Here is a 13664-nt window from a genome sequence, read left to right as displayed (position 1 = left end):
ACGGAGGGGGAGCGCGTGACCGCGCCCGACGAAGACAGAGAAGACTCGACGGCACCGGTGGCTTCTGCTGCCGACTCGGCGTCGCCGGTGTCGTCGTCAAAGGACTCCGGTGCCGAGCCGCTGGCCGGCAAGGCGTTCTGGTTCCAGGTCGGTGCACTGCTGCTCGCGACCGTCGTACTCGGCACAGGGCTCTTCGCCTGGTGGCACAGCAGCAACGAGGAGCCGGCGTCCACCCTGGGCGACAGTCGCGACGCAGCACTCATCGCGGCCAAGCACGACATCGAGGTGATGAACACCCTCGACTACCGCGACATCGACGGGAGCATCGCGGCGTGGCAGGAGGTCACCACCGGGTTGCTCTACGACCAGACGGTGAACCTGACCGACGAGCAGCGCCAGCTGTTGAAGGAGCAGAAGGCGATCTCGACCGCCAAGGTCGTCGACGCCGCGGTCGTGGACATCACGCCCACCACGGCGACGGTCATCGCCTCACTCGAACTCACCGTGATCGACGACAAGGACCCAGACGCCCAGACGCCACCCAAGCGCAATCGCTACACGGCCGATCTGGCCAAGGTCGACGGTGAATGGAAGCTGGAGAACCTCCAGCAGGTGGCGGTGGATCTCTCATGAGCGGCGAGAAGAACGAAGCAACCGAGACCACTTTCAAAGCACCGACCGAGACCTCAGTGGACACGTCGGCCGGGGCCTCGATGCCGGGCGAATGGCAGCGACTGCTCCGCCGCAACGCGCTGTACGTCGTGGCCGTGGTGTTCCTGCTGGTCGGAGCGTTCGGCTGGCTGGCGAGCCTCGACTCCGAGGAGGAGGCGCCATCCGCCGACAACCACGCGCTGACTGACAAGGCCGCGACCAGCGAGGTCTCGACCGAGGTGTCGCGGGCGCTGACCGGAGTGCTCAGCTATGACTACGCCGACCAGTCGGTCTCGCAGAAGATTGTCGACAACGTGCTCACCGGTGACGCGCGCAAGGAGTACGACGTACTCCTGAAGAACCTCCAGGAGAAGGCGCCCGGGCAGAAGCTGGTGCTCACCGCCCAGGTGCAGGCCGCTGCGGTCAAGGAGCTCAACGACGACAGGGCCACGCTGCTGGTCTTCCTCGACCAGACCAGCAAGCGGGTCGACGACAAGGAGGCCAGCATCTCCGCCGCACAGCTGTCCATCGAGGCGCGCAAGGTCGACGGCGCCTGGACCATCACCCAGCTCCGCCCACTGTGACTCTTCGCCTCGCTGGTTGAGGAGGCGGCGCCAGCGCCGTCTCGAAGCCACTCCGTCTCGGGGGGAGTGGCTTCGAGGCGAGTCTGGTCTCGATGCACCGCCTCGTTCCTCGGCGGCACTCGACCACCGAAAGACCGTCAGTCGCGCGCGGCCACGTGGCGGCGTACGTCGTCCAGGAACTCTGACTCCCGCACGCCCAGGGCGCTCAGCGGGCTCAAGCGGACGACCTCGCCGCTCTCCGCCCTGGTCACCCGCGGATGGAGGAGGTCACGCAGCTGCCGCTCGCGGCGGGCCACCTCCTTGGGTCCGAGGTGGTCGGCGAGGTCCGTCCCCGCGCACGTGACGACCAGGGTTCGTCCCGGTTCCTCATCGGCAACCGCCACGTCCTGGATTCGCTGCCAGGTCGTGGTGAACCTCGTGGTGCTCGACTCGACACGGAGGCCGTCGCTGCCGACCACCAGCCCGTAGCGTCCCGTCGTACTGCGGCGGGTCTGCACGACGACTGCGATGCCTCCCGCAGTCAGCAGGGTGCCGCACACTCCGAGGCCCAGACTCCAGACCACCCGCACCGCGGTCGTCGGTTCGGTGCGCACCCACTCGCCGGCGTCGGACAGCTCCTTCCGCCCGATCAGGCCGGTCCAGAGGTCACCCGTCCAGACCGTGACCGCACCGACCAGGGCGGCCGCTCCGATCAGCAGCAACACCAGCGCCAGGGCATGGGCCTTGAGGGCGCTCCGGGTCGCCACGCGGTAGAGCGTTCGCGAACCCGATTCCATGACCTGACCGTACCCACGCACGAGGCGCTCGAATCCCGGGCGGTTAGGTCCCGCACTTCGGGGTAGGACGTGCGCAACGGATGAGAGGAGCAGACCATGGGTGAAGTCAATCCCGACCAGGTGCTCGCGATCGCCAAGAAGGTCGCAGCTGAACCACACGCCTACGTGCAACGTGCTCACCACACGGTGGCCAACGAGTGTCCACTGCAACCGCTGGCCTTCGGCATCCTGCCGAGCGCGTTCGTCAGCTCGAGCTATGAAGGGGCGCGCGCCTTCATGGGTACGGCGACGGAGCAGGGCACGGAGGCGACCCTCAACCTGGCCCGTGGCCTGGGCGATGTCGCCCGCGCCTACGGCTCGGCCGAGGCGGTGAACACGGTGAACGCATCGCTGCCAGAGCTGCCACCGACCAACATCGACGGCACCGGCGACTCGACGGGCGGCCAGATCGCCGTTGTCGGGGCGGAGGTCGGGCTGCTGGTGATGTGGTCGTTGACCGGCGCCACCATCGTCGGCTGCTCGGCACTGGCGCCCACGGCCCTCGGCGCGATGACGGCGTGGGCCGTTGTGCAGCCCGACGACGCCGCGCTCTCGCGGGCCTTCAGTGCCTGGGGGTCGGCCCGGATGGATTCGCAGATGGCGAAGAACGAGCTCGCCGCCAAGCTGTCCGGCCTCAACGACGCCTGGCCGAGCAGCGAGACGGCCCGCGAGGCCTACGACAGCTGGAAGCTGCTCTACGACAGCAACCTCGACCTGCTGATCCAGAGCCTCCAGGGCGTCGAGACGACCTTCGACAACGTGGTGGACGCGATCGGGACCTCCGAGGACCTCATGTTCGGCATTGTCGTGGGCACCCTGGCGCTCCTGATCACGCTCACCGCGCTCGAGCTGATTCCCGGCGCATCCGCGGTGATCCAGCCGATCAAGCAGCTGGCCGGTCTGGGGTTGACCCTGGGCACGATCGCGACCGTCATCGGCATCGGCGGCCTGGTCTTCGACCTCATCAAGAACCTCAACGAGCAGGCCAACAATGCCGACGGCTTCCAGATCAACCAGCCGGGCAACCAGGCCCAACCCCACTTCGAGCAGCTGCCCCGGATCGACTGGGCCGCGGACATCTAGGAGAGTGCAGTGATCAAGCCCGAAACCGACATGAAGCGCATGCTGGAGCAGATGACTGCGCAGGTCGAGAAGACCAAGGCCGTGGCAAGGGAAGTGGCCGAGCTGCAGGTCGAGGGTGAGGTGGCCGAGGGACACATCAAGGTCACCGTGACGGCGACCGGTTCCCTGGTCGGCGTACACCTCGACCCGAAGGCCATGCGGATGCCCAGCGAGGACCTGGCCGAGGCGATCGTGGAGGCCTCCCGAGTGGCGACCCAGAACGCCGCGGTCCGCGTGCGTGAGATCTGGGCGGAGAACGGGGTGCAGAGCGACCTCGACGTGGCGTCACTGATCCAGGGGTCCGCCGACGTCGAGACAGACATCGACAAGCGTGTGGACGAAGCCAAGGAGGCCATGCGCCGCCACGGGATCTGAGTCGTCGTCAGAACACGTTGAGGGGCCGGAACTGCACCGAGATGCGAGGTCCCGCGTGCGCCGTCTTGGGCACGCAGTGCTCCCAGGTGCGCTGGCAGGATCCGCCCATCACCAGCAGGTCGCCGTGCCCCATCGTGAACGACACCGACGGTCCACCGCCGCGCGGGCGCAGCATCAGCTTGCGTGGGTCGCCGAAGGAGACGATCGCGACCATGGTGTCCTCATGTCGTCCACGACCGATGGTGTCGCCGTGCCAGGCCACTGAGTCGCGACCGTCGCGGTAGTAGCAGCATCCGGCGGTCTCGAACGGCTCACCCAGCTCGGGCAGGTAGTGCGCACTCAACGCGTCACGGGCTGATCCGAGGACGGCGTGGGGCAGCGGCTCGCCCACGCCGTACGTGTGGACCAGACGCGGCACGTCGACGACCCGGTCCCACATCTCGCGCCGCTCCGCGCGCCACGGCACCGTCTCGACCAGTGCGGTGAAGACGTCGTCGGCGCCGGCGATCCAGTTCGGTCGTACGTCGACCCAGGCGCCACGCGAGAGCGTCGTACGCCGAGCAGGCGCCAGACCACCGACGGACGGCGCGGTGGCCACGTCGAACAGGTTGGCCTGGAACTCGACGCTCATGCGTGCAAGGCTAGCAGATTCATCGAACAGGCGTTCGAAGTCGGGGAAGTCCCTGAACCACCCCCGGAACCTGCCAAAAGCAGTGGGAGCCCGGCCCCGCGATCCCCTAGGTTGGAGCCCATGACGAATGGCTCCGCGCCCGCGGCACGCGTGCAGAACCTGACCAAGACCTACGGCACCGGCCAGGCCCTGATCAAGGCGCTCGACGATGTCACGCTCGACCTCGCCGCGGGGGAGTTCACCGCGGTGATGGGCCCGAGCGGTTCGGGCAAGTCGACGCTGATGCACTGCTGTGCGGCGCTCGACACCGCAGACAGCGGCACCGTCCACATCGGCGAGCACCAGCTCAGCGGCATGGGCGACAAGGAGCTCACCCGGTTGCGGCGCGACGAGATCGGCTTCGTCTTCCAGTCCTACAACCTCGTGCCGACGCTGACCGCCGAGGAGAACATCAAGCTGCCGATGGCGATCGCCGGTCGCAAGCCCGACCCCGAGTGGTACGACACGGTGATCTCGACCGTCGACCTCGGCGACCGGCTCGGCCACAAGCCGAACGAGCTCTCCGGCGGCCAGCAGCAACGCGTCGCGGTGGCGCGTGCCCTGGCCAGTCGGCCGAGCATCATGTTCGCCGACGAGCCGACCGGCAACCTCGACTCGAAGTCGGGCGCCGAGGTGCTCGGGTTGCTGCGCACCAGCGTCGACGACTACGGCCAGACGATCGTGATGGTCACCCACGACCCCGTGGCGGCGGCGTACACCGACCGCGTCGTCTTCCTCGCCGACGGTCGCATCGTCGACGAGCTGCGCGACCCCGACCGGGAGCAGATCCTCGGCAAGATGCAGGAGCTCACCGCCCGCGAGCTCGAGGCCTGACCGACGATGTTCAAGGTCACCTGGCGCAACCTGCTGGCCCGCAAGGTGCGGCTGATGCTCTCCGCCTTCGCGATCGTGCTCGGCGTCGCGTTCGTGTCCGGCACGATGATCTTCACCGACGCGATGGGCGGGGCGTTCGACGACATCATCGAGGGCTCCACGGCCGACGTCGAGATCGCGTACGCCGGCGCGGGCGACTTCGACTCCATGCAGGACAACCGCACGATTCCCGCCTCCGTCGTCGCCGACCTCGAGAAGCTGCCCGAGGTCGAGTCGGCGCACCCGCAGAACGTGCTGCAGTCGGTCTTCATCATCGGCAACAACGGCAAGGTGGTCGGTGGCAGCGGCCCGCCCGGGCTCGCCTTCAACCCGACCACGGCGACCTCGATGAACGGCAACCCGGTGCTGGTCACCGCCAAGGGTGAGCTGCCCGACGGCCCCGACGAGATCGCGATCGACGTCGACGCCGCCAAGAAGGCCGACTACGACATCGGCGACACCGTCACGCTGGCCACCGGCGCCACCCCGCCGACGATGAAGGCGAAGCTGACCGGGCTCGTCGAGTTCGGCTCCGGCGGCCTCAACGGCGCGACCCTGACCGTCTTCGACACGAAGTTCCTCCAGAAGAAGTTCTTCGGCGGCCGCGACGTCTACACCTCCATCTCACTGAACGCCGCCGACGGGGTCTCCCAGACCCAGCTGCGCGACGCCGCCCAGAAGGTGCTGCCCAAGGGAGTCGAGGCGCGCACCGGTGACGACGCGGTCGAGGAGAACCAGGCCAGCCTCGACGAGATCCTGGGCTTCCTGAAGACGTTCCTGCTGGTCTTCGCCGGCGTCGCCCTGGTGGTCGGCGTCTTCCTGATCATCAACACCTTCTCGATCCTGGTCGCCCAGCGCAGCCGCGAGCTCGCCCTGCTGCGGGCCCTCGGCGCCTCGCGCGGGCAGGTCAACCGGTCGGTGATCAGCGAGGCGGTCGTGGTCGGGCTGGTCGGGTCGACCCTCGGGCTCGGAGTGGGCTACCTGCTCGCGTTGTTCCTGAGATTCCTGTTCGGGCAGTTCGGGCTCGACCTCGGGGGCGCCGAGTTCCCGGTCACCGGCTGGACCGTCTTCTGGTCGTACGCCGTCGGGCTGGTCGTCACCACGATCGCCGCGGTGCTGCCCGCCGTACGCGCATCCCGCATCCCGCCGATCGCGGCGCTCCGCGACGACGTCGCTCTGCCCGAGGCGACCCTGCGCAAGCGGATGGTCGTCGGCACCGTGCTGGTGGTGCTGGGCGCCGCGGGCATGGCCGGTGGACTGATCGGGTCCGGCACGCTCGGACTGGTGCTGATCGGTGGCGGCATCCTGCTGATCCTGATCGGCGTGGCGCTGATGAGCGCGCTGCTCGGCCGGCCGCTGCTCACCCTCTTCGGCGCGATCTACCGCAGGCTGTTCGGCAGTGTCGGCAACCTCGCCGCGCAGAACACGCTGCGCAACCCGCGCCGCACCGGCGCGACCGCCAGCGCACTGATGATCGGCCTGGCCCTGATGTCGATGATGTCGATCTTCGGGGCGTCGGCGTCGGCGTCGACCGATGCCGCGATCGGCACGTCGCTGACCTCGCAGTTCATCGTCTCCAACGTGGTGGGCCAGCCGTTCTCGCCCGACGTGGCCCGTCAGGTCCGCAAGCTCGACACCGTCGAGGGTGTGGCCTCGGTGCGCCAGGGCTACCCCAAGGTCAAGGGGAGCACCGTCTACGCCGCCGCGATGCGCGCACAGGACATCAAGTTCGCCTTCCGCATCCCGGTCTCGTCGGGCAACCTTGCCGATCTCGGCCCCGGCAAGGCGGCTGTCGCCGAAGGGCAGGCCGAGGACAAGGGGCTCTCCATCGGCGACTCGGTCACCCTCGACTTCCAGGCAGGCAAGGTGAAACTCGAGGTCGTCGCGATCTTCGACGGCGTCGGCGTGGTGCCCGGCAACTACCTCGTCACCCCCGACACGCTCACCAAGGGCGGCCTCGTGCCGCTCGACTCGATGGTCTTCGTGACCAAGAAGGACGGCGCCTCGACCGACGACCTGAAGGACCAGATCGACGAGATCACCAAGGACCTTCCGACCGTCACCGTCAAGGACCCCGAGGGGTACGCCGACGAGCAGAAGACCCAGATCAACCAGTTCCTCTACATGATCTACGGGCTGCTCGGACTGTCGGTGATCATCGCGATCCTCGGCGTCGTCAACACGTTGAGCCTCTCGGTCATCGAGCGCACCCGCGAGGTCGGCCTGCTCCGCGCGGTCGGCCTCAGCCGGCGCCAGCTGCGCACGATGATCCGGCTCGAGTCGGTGGTCGTCGCGGTCTTCGGTGCCCTGCTCGGCATGGTGATGGGCGTGGTCTTCGGGTCCACGCTGGTGTGGGCGCTGGCCGACCAGGGGCTCACCGAGCTCTCGATCCCGTGGGGGCTGCTGGTCGTCTTCGTGGTCGCCTCCGGGGTGCTCGGCGTACTCGCCGCGGTGTTCCCGGCCCGGCGTGCGGCGAAGCTCGACGTGCTGCGGGCGATCGCCACCGAGTAGCCCGAGGGGGTCGTGTCTCCCGGGACGACCTGCCCCAGCCGAACAGTCAGACTCCGTAGTCCCAACGGGTCATCTTCACCGCAAACGCCGGAGAGGCGGGCGCGGGCGCTGCGACACTCGCGACGTGGACCAGGCCCTCGACTTCACGACCGCGCCGCCGCGCAAGCACGTCGCGGTGCGCGAATACGTGCGCGACCTCATCCACGGCCTGCCCGCCGGGTCGCCGGCGCCCTCCGAGCGCGAGCTGGTGCAGCGGTTCGGCGTGGCCCGGATGACGGTCCGTCAGGCCATCGAGGCGCTGGTCGCCGAGGGCCTGCTCGACCGGATCCCCGGCAAGGGCACCTTCGTCAGCGAGCCCCGGACCCGCGTCGGGGAGCTGCGCAGCTTCACCGACGAGATGAGCAGCCGCGGCCTCCTCGCGGAGTCGCAGACCCTCGTCGCCAGGCTCGAGAAGGCCGGCCCCGGCGTGGCGCGCGCGCTGACGATCAGTGAGGGCGACGCCGTGATCCGCTGGCAGCGGCTGCGGCGTGCCGACGGCGAGACGATGTGCATCGAGAACGCCTACCTCTCCGAGGTGCTGCTGCCCGGCTTCCTGCAGGCCGCACTGCCGGTGAGCCTCTACGCCGAGCTCGAGGACCGCGGCCTGCGTCCGACCTGGGCCGAGGACTCCGTCAGCGCCGCGATCGCCACGGCCGAGGAGTCCGACCTGCTCGGCATCGCCGCCGGATCGCCGGTGCTGCGCGTGGCGCGGCGGGCGTTCATGGACGACAAGGCGGTCGAGGTCTCACGCTCGACCTACCGCGCCGACCGCTTCACCCTCTGGGTCCAGTTCGCCGCCCACTGACCTGTCGACAGTTCACGTCGACCTGTCGCCAGTTCACGTCGACCCGTCGCCAGTTCACGTCGACCCGTCGCCAGTTCAGGTCGACCTGTCGCCAGTTCACGTCGACCTGTCGCCAGTTCACGCGGCGCACAGAAACTCACGACGGGTCGACCAGAACTCACGACAGGTCGATCAATGCCGCGTCGGGAGTGGCAACGGCAATAGGCTGCGCCGCATGAGCCTCCTCCTCGAAGTCGCGATCCGCAGTGAGCGCGACGTGATGGGAGCCCAGGAGGGCGGAGCCGACCGGCTGCTGCTGACCGACGCCAACGGGCGTTCGCCCGACCTCACCGCCGCCTCCGTGGCGCTGCGTGAGGCCGACATCCCGGTGCGCATCGTGCTGCGCCTCAACGACTCGTTCACCACCACCGGCGGCGAGTTCACCCGGCTGGTCGGCCTCGCCCAGGAGTACGTCGCACTGGGCGCCGAGGGTGTCGCGTTCGGGTTCCTCGACGCCGACCTCGACATCGACGAAGCCACCTGCCGAGCGCTCGCCGAGTCACTCGAGGGCGTGCCGTGGACGTTCCACGACGCGGTCGACTCGGGCCTCGACACCCGCCGCGTCTGGCGCTCACTTCTCCAGCTGCCCGGCCTGGACGGCGTACTCACCTCGGGATCGCCGCAGGGTCTCGGCGTCGGGTACGACGACCTGCTGGCCACCGCCCAGGCGGACGAACGGGCGGCGGCGCTGATGCTGCCCGGTCAGGGCCTGTTGCCCGAGCATGTGCCGTGGCTGGCCCGCGCGGGGGTCACCAAGTTCCACATCGGCATCCAGGCTCGCCCCGGTGCGTCGTACAAGTCGTACGTCGACTCCGGTCACGTCCGCTCGTGGCGGCTCCTGCTCGACTCCTGAGCCGGGGCGGGCGACTCGACCGGGCAGAACCCACACGATGTCGATGGTGAGGTCAGGCGTCGAGCGCGGGCAGGTCGTCGGCGTCGACGATGCGGTAGGCATACCCCTGCTCCGCGAGGAACCGCTGCCGGTTCTGCGCGAAGTCCGCGTCAACCGTGTCGCGCGAGACGATCGTGTAGAAGTGCGCGGACTTGCCCTCCGACTTGGGGCGCAGCAGCCGGCCGAGGCGCTGGGCCTCCTCCTGGCGTGACCCGAAGGACCCGGAGACCTGGATGGCGACCTCCGCCGAGGGCAGGTCGATGGAGAAGTTGGCGACCTTCGAGACCACCAGCAGCCCGATCTCGCCGGACCGGAAAGCCTCGAACAACCGCTGCCGTTCACGCACGGTCGTCTCACCCTTGATCACCGGCGCGTCGAGGGCCGCGGCGAGCTCGTCGAGCTGGTCGATGTACTGCCCGATCACCAGCGTGGGTTGGCCGGAGTGCTGCTGGACCAGCCGCTTGACCACGTCGATCTTGTGGTGCGTGCACGCGGCCAGCCGGTAGCGCTCCTCCGGCTCCGCCACCGCATAGGCCATCCGCTCGGCAGACGGCAGCGTCACCCGCACCTCGACGCAGTCGGCCGGCGCGATGTAGCCCTGCGCCTCGATGTCCTTCCACGGCGCGTCGAAGCGCTTCGGCCCGATCAGCGAGAACACGTCACCCTCGCGGCCGTCCTCACGCACCAGCGTGGCGGTGAGGCCCAGGCGTCGCCGGGCCTGCAGGTCGGCGGTCATGCGGAAGATCGGCGCGGGAAGGAGGTGCACCTCGTCGTACACGACCAGGCCCCAGTCGCGCGCGTCGAGCAGCTCGAGGTGCGGGTAGGCGCCCTTCCGCCGCAGCGTGAGCACCTGGTACGTCGCGATGGTGACCGGCCGGATCTCCTTGACGGCGCCGGAGTACTCGCCGATCTCGTCCTCGGTCAGGGTCGTCCGCCGGACCAGCTCGTCCTTCCACTGCCGCGCGGACACGGTGTTGGTGACCAGGATCAGTGTGGTCGCCTGTGCGTGGCCCATCGCCGCGGCACCGACGATCGTCTTGCCCGCACCACAGGGGAGCACGACGACACCGGAGCCGCCGTGCCAGAACGACTCGGCCGCCTCGGCCTGGTAGTTGCGCAGGTGCCAGCCCTCTTCGCGCAATGCGATCGGGTGCGACTCGCCGTCGACGTAGCCGGCGAAGTCCTCGGCCGGCCAGCCGAGCTTCAACAGTGCCTGCTTGAGATTGCCGCGCTCGGAGCCGTGGACGACGACCGTCTCGTCGTCGACCCGGTCGCCGATCATGCCCTTGATCTTCTTGGCGCGCAGCACCTCCTCGAGCACCGGCTTGTCGGTGGAGGAGAGCACCAGCCCGTGCACCGGGTGCTTGTCGAGGCGAAGCCGCCCGAAGCGCGACATCGTCTCGGCGATGTCGACCAGCAGTGCGTGCGGCACGGAGTAGCGGGAGTACTTCAGCAGCGTGTCGACGACCTGCTCGGCGTCGTGACCGGCGGCGCGGGCGTTCCACAGCCCGAGCGGCGTCAGCCGGTAGGTGTGCACGTGCTCCGGCGAGCGTTCGAGCTCGGCGAACGGCGCGATCGCCCGTCGGCAGTCGGCAGCGTCGTCGTGGTCGATCTCCAGCAGCAACGTCTTGTCGGACTGGACGATCAGGGGTCCGTTCACAGGGCCTTGCTCTCGGGGAGTTCGTCGGCGAGTGGCACGGAGGCGACCTTCTTGCGGGCGCGGTACGCCGCCACGTTGGCCCGCGACGAGCACCGGTCGGAGCAGTAGCGGCGCGACTGGTTCGGCGAGGTGTCGACGTAGACGTTGGTGCACGGCGACGCCGCGCAGACTCCCAGCCGGGTGGGGCCGAGGTCGCAGACCAGCGTGGCCAGCCCGAGCAGGGCCTCGGAGACCAGCAGCTCGGAGACCGACGCGGCCCGGTTGGCGACGTGCAGGTGCAGGTTGCCCAGGTCGTGGTCGGAGATCATCGGCGTCACCGGGTGCCGGTCGAGCAGGTCGTTGAGGCCGGCCACGACAGTCTTCACGTCGTCGTCGCCCGAGGCCACGAAGACGGGCCGCAGGTCGTCGGCGAACCGGCGCAGGTGCGCGACGTCCTTCTCGGTGGTCTGGCTGTGCAGCCACTCACGGCGGGAGAGGAAGTCGATGAGGTCGTCGACGTCTGCGATGTCTGCGTTGAGCAGACTCGCAGCCGACTCGGCGTACCTGATGAAATCCACGGGCCCAGTCTACGTTTCCGCACCAGTGACATTCCGGACGGCCGTGATCCGGTGGATCGAGAACGCGCGCCGGTCGTCGCTGCGGTGGTCGTACGCCGTGAGCTGGCCGCCCTCGACGCGCACCGGGTCGACCACGCGCTCGGTGGCGGTGCCGTGGTTGTCGAGGTAGCCGATCCACACGCTGGTGCCCGACTCGATCGCGGCTCGCAGCATGGCCAGCGAGTCGGCCGGCGTGGTGGCGGTGCGGGCCTCGGGACGCAGGTCGCGGGCCCGGTCGCCGGCCCGGATCGCCGCGACCGCGTGGGTCACCTGGGCCTGCGCGCGGGCGGCGTCACGCCCGGTGGTGCGCTGCTTGGGCGTGCGGGCCCGGCGTACGGCGGGGCGCGCGACGTGCACGGTGCCGTCCTCGGCCTCGACCACGGGTGCGGCGCCGAGCTCGCGCAGGCGGGGCAGCAGCACGTCGATCGGGGTGGTGCTGATCAACACCGTGGGGGCGATCCGCCGCAGGCCGAGCGTGGAGGCGCCGCGAAGGTGCAGGAGGGCCTCGAGGGCGGCCTCGTCGTCGGTGCGGAGGAACGCCTCGGCGTAGCCGACCCGCAGCGAGCCGTAGGTGCGAGCGGTGTCGTCGACCAGGTAGGCCAGCGGCTGGGGGATCTCGGTGCGCGACACAGAGGTGAGGAACGCGTGGATCTCGTGGGAGGTCCAGCCGGCGTCGAGGGCCCGACGCACCGACGAGGAGGAGAAGCGGTAGGTGGTGGCGCCGCCGCGGGACTCGACGTCGGCGATCAGCTGCAGCTTGGCGGCCAGCGCGGACTCCAGCGGCCCCGGGGCGATCGCGGTGAGGTCGCCCTGGATGAGGATGTGGTCGAGCGGCTCGGGCAGCAGCGGCGCCAGGGCTGCGACGGCCTCGTCGCGGGAGCCGGACACCAGTCGCCGGCCGAAGTCGGAGAGCCCGCCGAGCCCGGTCACGCCGACCAGGGCCGCCTCCTCGGTCGACCACGCGACGAGGCGGGGCAGTGTGGAGGGGCGACGGGGCCGCAGCCACTGCACGCGCGCCACCAGGGACGGGACGCCGGTGGCCGTTGCCAGCACCGTGCCGGGCTCGAGTGCGGCGAGCTGGGCCAGCGAGACCAGCCGGGTGTCGACCAGGTGCGGGTCCACCAGGCCGGGTGCCAGCGCGTTCAGCGACTTGCCGGCGGAGTCCTTGGCGCCCACCATCCCCGAGACGCGTGGGCTGGACAGCCAGGCCTGGGCCAGGTCTGCCCAGCGCTCGGCGAACGGCTTGCGGCACCACGCGTCGTACGCGTCGGTGGGGATCCAGTTGTCGGCGACGTCGGCCGAGACGGTCGCGACCAGGCCGGCGGCGGCGGCCAGCTCGACCAGGAACCCGGCCTCGCGCAGGTCGACGTGGAGCAGCACGCCGGCGGCCTTGAGGTCGCGGACGGCCAGCCCGCCCGTGCGCAGGACGGGTGGCGGAGCCGTGCCCCACGCATCGAGCAGAAGCTCCACCCGGCGTACGACGTCGAACGCGGCACCGGCCGCGGCCCCTGAGGTCATGGACGCGTCGCGCTCGCTGGTCAGCAGCTCCGGCAGGGGTACGGCGGCGCCGTCGTACTCGCCCCCGCGGGGCAGCAGCTCGGCGACGACACTGAGCGGTCGGGGTCCGGCGGACGACTCCCAGACCAGGGCGAGGTCGAGCAGTCGGGCGAGGTCAGGATCGTCGGCCGATCGGGTTTCGCCGTCGGTCACGAGGGCATGAAGCAGCCAGAGCTCGGCGCGGGTGAGTCGGTCGAGCGCGCGGAGGACAGAGGCCCTGGTGGCCGCCCGCGAGGCAAGCTGAGACGAATCCTGAGGAGCGGGAGTGGCCAGATCGGGGCGGGCGCGCAGCAACTGCGCGAGACGAGTTTCGGGCCACGCACGAAGTTGGTCCGCCAATGAGCGGAACGCCGGATCGGATCCGGCGGCGGGGGAGGCGACCATCCCACTCACGCTACTAGTCAGTGTGGCTGAGGCCCTAACCTGTCGGTGCGGGCATCTCAGGGAGCGCTGGGAGTGACCCGCATGTTGACCG

Annotated in this window: 13 protein-coding genes; 8 read left to right on the top strand and 5 right to left on the bottom strand. The window is 69.7% G+C overall.

The window, feature by feature from the left end; all coding sequences use genetic code 11:
• The first annotated feature begins 15 nt into the window (after positions 1-15).
• On the top strand, positions 16-633 hold the full coding sequence (locus ASD66_RS03460) for a nuclear transport factor 2 family protein (RefSeq protein WP_056890034.1): 618 nt from the start codon (positions 16-18) through the stop codon (positions 631-633).
• A complete protein-coding gene (locus ASD66_RS03455) occupies positions 630-1235 on the top strand; it encodes a hypothetical protein (protein ID WP_056890033.1) in 606 nt (201 codons plus the stop codon). Before ASD66_RS03460 ends, ASD66_RS03455 begins: the two co-directional genes overlap by 4 nt.
• A gap of 137 nt (positions 1236-1372) precedes the next feature.
• Here the strand turns inward: ASD66_RS03455 and ASD66_RS03450 are convergent, their stop codons facing one another.
• Positions 1373-2011: a hypothetical protein gene (locus tag ASD66_RS03450; protein WP_056890032.1), complete on the bottom strand. Its 639-nt coding sequence runs from the start codon at positions 2009-2011 to the stop codon at positions 1373-1375.
• Between the two features lie 96 nt (positions 2012-2107).
• Here ASD66_RS03450 and ASD66_RS03445 point away from each other — a divergent pair, with 96 nt between their 5' ends.
• Positions 2108-3133, top strand: a complete 1026-nt coding sequence (locus ASD66_RS03445; RefSeq protein WP_056681879.1) for a hypothetical protein — start codon at positions 2108-2110, stop codon at positions 3131-3133.
• Positions 3134-3142: 9 nt separating this feature from the next.
• Complete coding sequence (locus ASD66_RS03440) at positions 3143-3547, top strand: YbaB/EbfC family nucleoid-associated protein (RefSeq protein ID WP_056681876.1); 405 nt, start codon at positions 3143-3145, stop codon at positions 3545-3547.
• A gap of 7 nt (positions 3548-3554) precedes the next feature.
• On the opposite strand, the gene ASD66_RS03435 is transcribed toward ASD66_RS03440, so the two are convergent.
• Complete coding sequence (locus ASD66_RS03435; protein WP_056681872.1) at positions 3555-4178, bottom strand: alpha-ketoglutarate-dependent dioxygenase AlkB; 624 nt, start codon at positions 4176-4178, stop codon at positions 3555-3557.
• Between the two features lie 120 nt (positions 4179-4298).
• On the opposite strand from ASD66_RS03435, the gene ASD66_RS03430 reads away from it, so the two are divergent.
• From ASD66_RS03430 to ASD66_RS03415, 4 genes are all read left to right on the top strand, one after another.
• Positions 4299-5051 carry an ABC transporter ATP-binding protein gene (locus ASD66_RS03430; RefSeq protein ID WP_056681869.1) on the top strand — a complete coding sequence of 251 codons (753 nt, stop codon included), beginning with the start codon at positions 4299-4301 and terminating at the stop codon, positions 5049-5051.
• Between the two features lie 6 nt (positions 5052-5057).
• Positions 5058-7601, top strand: a complete 2544-nt coding sequence (locus ASD66_RS03425; RefSeq protein WP_056890031.1) for an ABC transporter permease — start codon at positions 5058-5060, stop codon at positions 7599-7601.
• A gap of 124 nt (positions 7602-7725) precedes the next feature.
• Complete coding sequence (locus tag ASD66_RS03420) at positions 7726-8445, top strand: GntR family transcriptional regulator (RefSeq protein ID WP_056681864.1); 720 nt, start codon at positions 7726-7728, stop codon at positions 8443-8445.
• Between the two features lie 214 nt (positions 8446-8659).
• Positions 8660-9337: a copper homeostasis protein CutC gene (locus ASD66_RS03415; protein ID WP_056681861.1), complete on the top strand. Its 678-nt coding sequence runs from the start codon at positions 8660-8662 to the stop codon at positions 9335-9337.
• A 52-nt stretch (positions 9338-9389) separates the two neighbouring features.
• Here ASD66_RS03415 and ASD66_RS03410 read toward each other — a convergent pair whose 3' ends face one another.
• The 3 genes from ASD66_RS03410 to ASD66_RS03400 are packed head-to-tail and all read right to left on the bottom strand — an operon-like array spanning position 9390 to position 13342.
• Positions 9390-11036 carry a DNA repair helicase XPB gene (locus ASD66_RS03410; RefSeq protein ID WP_056890030.1) on the bottom strand — a complete coding sequence of 549 codons (1647 nt, stop codon included), beginning with the start codon at positions 11034-11036 and terminating at the stop codon, positions 9390-9392.
• The gene (locus ASD66_RS25130) at positions 11033-11593 is read right to left on the bottom strand and encodes a CGNR zinc finger domain-containing protein (protein ID WP_056681856.1); all 561 of its coding nucleotides are present in this window, start codon (positions 11591-11593) and stop codon (positions 11033-11035) included. Before ASD66_RS25130 ends, ASD66_RS03410 begins: the two co-directional genes overlap by 4 nt.
• 9 nt (positions 11594-11602) lie before the next feature.
• Complete coding sequence (locus ASD66_RS03400) at positions 11603-13342, bottom strand: helicase-associated domain-containing protein (RefSeq protein ID WP_235529950.1); 1740 nt, start codon at positions 13340-13342, stop codon at positions 11603-11605.
• Between the last annotated feature and the right edge of the window lie 322 nt (positions 13343-13664).

This window comes from Nocardioides sp. Root151, from assembly GCF_001427925.1.
Taxonomy (GTDB): domain Bacteria; phylum Actinomycetota; class Actinomycetes; order Propionibacteriales; family Nocardioidaceae; genus Nocardioides.
Note: the sequence above shows the minus strand (reverse complement) of the source record. Positions and strands in the feature narration are given on the sequence as shown.

Coding starts and splice junctions, on each gene's coding strand:
- ASD66_RS03435 (WP_056681872.1), bottom strand. CDS start 4,178: ATGAGCGTCGAGTTCCAGGCCAACCTGTTCGACGTGGCCACCGCGCCG.
- ASD66_RS03430 (WP_056681869.1), top strand. CDS start 4,299: ATGACGAATGGCTCCGCGCCCGCGGCACGCGTGCAGAACCTGACCAAG.
- ASD66_RS03450 (WP_056890032.1), bottom strand. CDS start 2,011: ATGGAATCGGGTTCGCGAACGCTCTACCGCGTGGCGACCCGGAGCGCC.
- ASD66_RS03455 (WP_056890033.1), top strand. CDS start 630: ATGAGCGGCGAGAAGAACGAAGCAACCGAGACCACTTTCAAAGCACCG.
- ASD66_RS03445 (WP_056681879.1), top strand. CDS start 2,108: ATGGGTGAAGTCAATCCCGACCAGGTGCTCGCGATCGCCAAGAAGGTC.
- ASD66_RS03415 (WP_056681861.1), top strand. CDS start 8,660: ATGAGCCTCCTCCTCGAAGTCGCGATCCGCAGTGAGCGCGACGTGATG.
- ASD66_RS03425 (WP_056890031.1), top strand. CDS start 5,058: ATGTTCAAGGTCACCTGGCGCAACCTGCTGGCCCGCAAGGTGCGGCTG.